The sequence below is a fragment of the Hyunsoonleella flava genome (genome assembly GCF_004310325.1).
Classification (GTDB): domain Bacteria; phylum Bacteroidota; class Bacteroidia; order Flavobacteriales; family Flavobacteriaceae; genus Jejuia; species Jejuia flava.
Genome location: NZ_SIRT01000010.1, coordinates 157,909 through 163,941, shown reverse-complemented (window position 1 = coordinate 163,941; position 6,033 = coordinate 157,909). Strand labels below are relative to the sequence as shown.

General features: G+C 34.8%; 6 protein-coding genes. 1 reads left to right on the top strand and 5 read right to left on the bottom strand.

Annotated features, from left to right (window positions below; translation table 11 throughout):
- Positions 1-243: 243 nt before the first annotated feature.
- From EYD45_RS12255 to purN, 5 genes are all read right to left on the bottom strand, one after another.
- Complete coding sequence (locus EYD45_RS12255; protein ID WP_130964848.1) at positions 244-693, bottom strand: SMI1/KNR4 family protein; 450 nt, start codon at positions 691-693, stop codon at positions 244-246.
- A gap of 602 nt (positions 694-1,295) precedes the next feature.
- Positions 1,296-3,194, bottom strand: a complete 1,899-nt coding sequence (locus EYD45_RS12250) for an amidophosphoribosyltransferase (protein WP_130964847.1) — start codon at positions 3,192-3,194, stop codon at positions 1,296-1,298.
- A 76-nt stretch (positions 3,195-3,270) separates the two neighbouring features.
- The gene (locus EYD45_RS12245; protein WP_130964846.1) at positions 3,271-4,197 is read right to left on the bottom strand and encodes a PfkB family carbohydrate kinase; all 927 of its coding nucleotides are present in this window, start codon (positions 4,195-4,197) and stop codon (positions 3,271-3,273) included.
- A 90-nt stretch (positions 4,198-4,287) separates the two neighbouring features.
- Positions 4,288-4,929: a ribonuclease H1 domain-containing protein gene (locus EYD45_RS12240; RefSeq protein ID WP_130964845.1), complete on the bottom strand. Its 642-nt coding sequence runs from the start codon at positions 4,927-4,929 to the stop codon at positions 4,288-4,290.
- A 118-nt stretch (positions 4,930-5,047) separates the two neighbouring features.
- Positions 5,048-5,611, bottom strand: a complete 564-nt coding sequence (gene purN, locus EYD45_RS12235) for a phosphoribosylglycinamide formyltransferase (protein ID WP_130964844.1) — start codon at positions 5,609-5,611, stop codon at positions 5,048-5,050.
- A gap of 183 nt (positions 5,612-5,794) precedes the next feature.
- Here purN and EYD45_RS12230 point away from each other — a divergent pair, with 183 nt between their 5' ends.
- Complete coding sequence (locus EYD45_RS12230) at positions 5,795-6,028, top strand: acyl carrier protein (RefSeq protein ID WP_009778413.1); 234 nt, start codon at positions 5,795-5,797, stop codon at positions 6,026-6,028.
- The last annotated feature ends 5 nt before the right edge of the window (positions 6,029-6,033 follow it).

Genomic DNA, 6,033 nt, shown 5'->3' with positions numbered 1-6,033 from the left:
GTAAGTTCGTCTAAAATTTTCAGTTTAAAAGGTTCTGAATACCGTCTGATTACTTTGTCATTTTTATACATAATGTTTAAAATTATGTAGCCTTTATTCAGGACGGGTCAAGCTTGTTACCAACGGTCTGGTATAACCGTCAGTTAAGGTTAAATTAGCATTAATTTTCGGTTTAGCACAGACGTTAGCAATTCCTAGTGGATTCGGACGTAGTCGAATCTGCCGTAATTGCGGTTATACATCTTAAGTTTGTAATCCATTAAATTTCGATTTTATTCTGTTCCAAAAAGAGCTTTTTTCAATGTAAAGTTTATTAATAGACTCAGCTATTTTTTCCATTTCTCTCGTTTCGTGATTCCAGAAATATAATTCGTCAGTTAAGTTTCCATTTCCGATGTGGGTCAGGATTAGTTGATTCCCAAATCCGTCTGCTCCAATTGCGATTCCATTTTCAGGAAATCCATCCCATTCACGAGCATTTTTTGTTTCAAGTCCGATGTGATTACAAGTTCGACTTATTCTTTTTCGGTCAGATTTATCGAAAAATGGGTACAGTTCAAACTCAAACTCATCCGAAACCAATAGTTCTCCACCATTTGATTTTATCATTCGGTTTTTAAATTCAGATGGGAATTTCACATTCAATTCTGATTCAGTTTCTTCTATATATTTTTCGTCTAGTGGAAATGGCATTTTGCGGTTTGGTTAAATTATGCACAACACGTTATCTAGTAACTTTTGTAACTGATATCCCGTAAATATATCAGGATATAGAAAGTTTTTTGTCTCTGTTACCTCGTAAAGATAATTTTTTATGATAAAGAAATAATATGAAGATCTCATAATTTATGAGAATATATAAAATGAAAAAGGTGAACTAGAAAGTTCACCTTTTTGCCCCAAATCTACCATAAACTTAACCTACTTATGTTATGGTGAGTCAAATATATATTGATGCCAAAGCATGCGAAAATATTTTGGCTGAACTGCTTATATATTGGCTTAAAGGAAATACGGTATATAAAAAGGGATGAACGGTACTGTTTAAAAAGAACTAGGGATTTATCACTACGTTTTAATTCTTATCATTTGTTAACAAGAACGCATAAAAAAAGGCGAACAGTTGTTCACCTTTTTTTGCCCCAAATCTACCATGAACTTAACCTACTTATGTTATGGTGAGACCAATTTATATCTATTTCGGATAATCAGAATATTTATTAGATGAATTGCGCATTTATCAGACAAAATACATCTTTTACGGTTTAACCGTAAAAAAACTATTAATATGATAATTAATAAGCCCTTTCTTTATTGCCTTCGTAAAAATTAATGAAGGCCCTATTTACCACTCTATTCCCTCCATCGGTTGGATAATTCCCCGTAAAATACCAGTCGCCCAAGTTATGCGGACACGCCTTGTGGAGGTTCTCAACAGGCTGGAAAAGAATCTTTACTTCTGCTTTAATTGACGTATCACTTAGCAGCTCCGAGATTTTTAAAGAGATATCGTCATCTGTAAAAGGATCATAGATTTCTTTTACATAATTCTGCACATTTTTATCTTCAAAATTCTCTTGAGATTTACACTTAGCATATACCTCTTCTACTATATGGTATTTGCCATGGTCCTTTAACAACGCCAATGCAGCCCTAAAGGCTACTAAATCTTCTAGTCTTGCCATGTCTATACCATAACAATCTGGATAGCGTATCTGTGGAGCCGAAGATACCACCACTATACGCTTTGGATCTAAACGGTCCAGCATTTTAAGGATACTCTTTTTAAGCGTAGTGCCTCGTACAATACTGTCGTCAATAATTACCAAATTGTCATTCGGTTTAATTACACCGTAAGTAATATCATAAACGTGCGCCACCAAATCGTCACGACTGCTATCCTCAGTAATAAAGGTTCTTAGCTTAACATCCTTAATGGCAATTTTTTCGACACGAATTCTTTCAGAAAGAATCTCCGTAACCTTTTCTGCTGAAATATTACGTTGCCCCTTTAATATGTATGACGTTTTTGTTTTGTTAAGTTCAGATTCTGCAGTTTCAACCATCCCGTAGAAGGACGTTTCCGCAGTATTTGGTATATATGAGAATACTGAATTCTTCAAATCATTATCAATCGCTTCTAAAACTTTTGGCATTAGTAATTTGCCCAACATTTTACGTTCCTGGTAAATTTCGGCATCACTACCTCTAGAGAAGTAGATACGTTCAAAAGAACATGCTTTTCGTTCTAAAGGTTCTAAAATTTGTTTGATTGCAAAATCACCAGATTTTTTTGTGATGATGGCATGCCCGGGAGGCAATTCGTTCACATCCTCAAACTTCACATCAAATACAGTTTGAATTACAGGACGTTCAGAAGCAACAACAATTACTTCATCATCACTATAATAATAACACGGTCTGATACCTGCTGGGTCGCGAAGTACAAAAGAATCTCCATGACCAATTAATCCTGCCATGGCATAACCGCCATCCCAGTTTTTGGCAGCACGTTTTAGGATTTTAGATACTTTTAAACGTTCTGCAATTAAAGGAGAAGCTTGTTGTTTATTATACCCTTCTTTTTTTAAGTCTTTATATATCTTACTCACTGCGTCATCCAGAAAATGACCAATTTTTTCCATTACAGTAATGGTATCGGTATATTCTTTTGGATGCTGGCCTAACTCAATTAAATTTTGAAAAAGCTCCTTAACATTGGTCATGTTAAAGTTACCTGCCATGATAAGATTACGATGCATCCAGTTATTCTGTCTTAAAAAAGGATGTACACTTTCTACACTATTCTTTCCAAAAGTACCGTAACGCACATGCCCCAAAAGCAACTCGCCTATGTACGGGATGTTTCTTTTTTGTAATGCTACGCTATCGTTATACTCAGGATTTTCTTTAAACGCTGTGTTAATGCGGTCATTTATCTGATCAAAAACATCTTGAATGGGTTGTTGCGCTACTGAACGTACTCTGCTTATATAGCGCTGTCCAGGATCAACATCTAGCTTAATACTTGCAAAACCAGCACCATCTTGACCACGATTGTGCTGCTTTTCCATCATCAGATACATTTTATTTACACCATAAAAAGCGGTGCCGTACTTTTCCTTATAGTATTCTAGAGGTTTTAAAAGCCTGATAACTGCGATTCCACATTCATGTTTAATAGCGTCACTCATTATAATTGTTGTTTTCTCGCTTTCGCGGAATGATACTTATGTAAAATAAAAACGCACTCGTTTAGAGTGCGATGGTTTAGGTTAATTCTATTTCAAACTGCGTTAGTTGTTTAAACTGCAATAAACGCTTTTCTACTTCTGCTCTTGATAGGTTTTGCATACGCTCAGTACCAAATTTTTCAACACAAAACGAAGCCAAAGTAGAGCCATAAATTACCGCATTTTTCATGTTTTCAAATGAAACATCTTCCGTCTTTGCTAAGTATCCTGCAAATCCTCCAGCGAAGGTGTCTCCAGCTCCTGTAGGATCAAAAACTTCTTCTAACGGTAAGGCTGGTGCATAAAACACATTATCATCATGAAACAGTAACGCACCATGTTCTCCTTTTTTTATTACCACATATTTTGGACCCATCTCATGAATCTTTCGTGCTGCTACTACTAACGAGTACTCGCCTGTTAACTGTCGCGCTTCTTCATCATTTATTGTGATAACGTCAATACGTTTTATAACGCTTAGCAAATCTTCTAAAGCACAATCCATCCAAAAATTCATGGTATCCAAAATGACCAGTTTAGGTGTTTCCGTCATCTGATCTAAAACACTGCTTTGGACAAGCGGATGTAAATTTCCTAACATTACTACATCAGCATCAGTATAATCTTTTGGCACTACGGGATTGAAATCTGCTAGGGTATTCAGCTCTGTAATCAAAGTATCTCTTGAGTTCATATCATTATGATACCTACCGCTCCAGAAAAATGTCTTGCCATCTTTTACAATTTCAATACCAGAGGTGTCAAGATTTTTACTAGCTAATAAATCCAAATACTTTTGCGGGAAATCGCCTCCTACAACAGAGACTAAAGTGGCATCAACATTAAAATGAGAAGCTGAAAGACCAATAAAAGTAGCGGCGCCACCTAAAATTTTGTCGGTTTTACCAAACGGCGTTTCAATAGCATCAAAAGCCACAGTACCAACAATTACTAATTTGCTCATAAAAAAGAGTCCTGAATTTTCTGCAAATATAACGCTTTTAATACTAAATTGATGATTATTTTTTAGCGTGAAGAAGTGCTATTTTCAAATCTATTTTCTCCCAAAATCAGCAGGAATTTCTCCCCAAGCTTTGGTTTCCCATTTTACAATTACAGTGTTGTAAGTATTGTTTTTTAACCAATCCACAGCACGATCTACCAATTCAAAAAGGGCTTTGTTTTTAGTATTGCGCTCTAACTTTGTGTTGCACTTTTTCTTTTTTATCCAGCTAATGGCAGTTCTAGAATCGGTATAAATGATGCGATTGCTTTTCTTTTTCTTTAGAAATGCCAATCCATGAACAATAGCCAAAAACTCACCGATATTATTGGTGCCTTCCTCAAAAGGTCCTTGAAAAAATAACTGCTTTTTGGTTTTGGTATCCACGCCACGATATTCCATTTTTCCTGGGTTACCAGAAGAGGCTGCATCTACTGAAATAGAGTTATAATTGGGCTTTCCTATTTTTTTAAGTTGTTCCTCAGAAAGTTCACTTTTAAATTTTGAGGTTTTTCCAATGTAATCTTTATAATTCCCTTTTAAAGCTTTTTTTGCGGCATCAAAAGTTGAAAAGGATTTGTATATCGCACCTTCAAAATTGGTGATTTGCGCCTTGCAATCCTCCCAAGATTCAAAAACACCAGTGTGATGTCCTTTCCAAACGGTGTAATATTTTTTCTTTTTTTTACTCATTTTGTCATCCTGAACTTGTTTCAGGATCTCATTATGATTTGTCATTCAGAGGGAGGAACGACCGAAGAATCTTCAAATTTGAGTGTTGAGATTCTTCGCTTCGCTCTGAATGACATTTTTATTTTAATAATTCATTTACAACCTTAGGAAAATGTTCCATCTCCAATTCATGAATTTTAGCAGCAACATCCTCAGCAGTATCTGTTTTTAAAACATCACATTCCGCTTGAAAAATAGTAGCGCCTTCATCATAATTTTCATTTACATAATGTATAGTAATACCTGTTTTTGTTTCATTATTTGCTACAATGGCTTCATGAACGTGCATGCCATACATGCCTTTTCCTCCATAATTAGGTAACAATGCAGGATGTACATTGATAATCTTATTAGGAAATTCATTTAAAATAAATTCGGGAAATTTCCATAAAAAACCAGCCAAAACAATCAAATCTGGTTGAGACGCTTTTAAAATATTAAGTACATCATCGGTTTTAGTAAATGCAATTCTATTGAAGGATAATGCACTAACTTTCAGTTTTTTAGACCGTTCTAAAACTTTGGCATGGGGATTGTTACTCAACACTTGAATAACAGATGCATTATCGCTGTTGTGAAAAAACCTGATTAAATTTTCAGCATTAGTACCACTTCCGGACGCAAAAATTACGATACGTTTCATTTTACAGACTGTAGTGTTAAGATTATTCGAACAAAAAGAATAAATATTAACAATTAGAAGGTAAAAGTAAATACTTGAATGTAATTTTTTGTAAATTACAATCACATTTTTTTAGCAAAATATTGTATTACAATAAAGTTTTTTATTTTTGCCAACTAATTAAACCTTTAAAATTAAAAGATTATGTCAGACATTGCATCAAGAGTAAAAGCAATTATCGTAGATAAGTTAGGTGTAGACGAAAATGAAGTAGTTGCAGAAGCAAGCTTCACTAACGATCTAGGAGCGGACTCTTTAGACACTGTAGAATTAATTATGGAATTCGAAAAAGAATTCGATATTCAAATACCAGACGACCAAGCTGAGAACATTGCTACTGTTGGTCAAGCTATCTCTTATATAGAAGAAGCAAAATAAGCAAA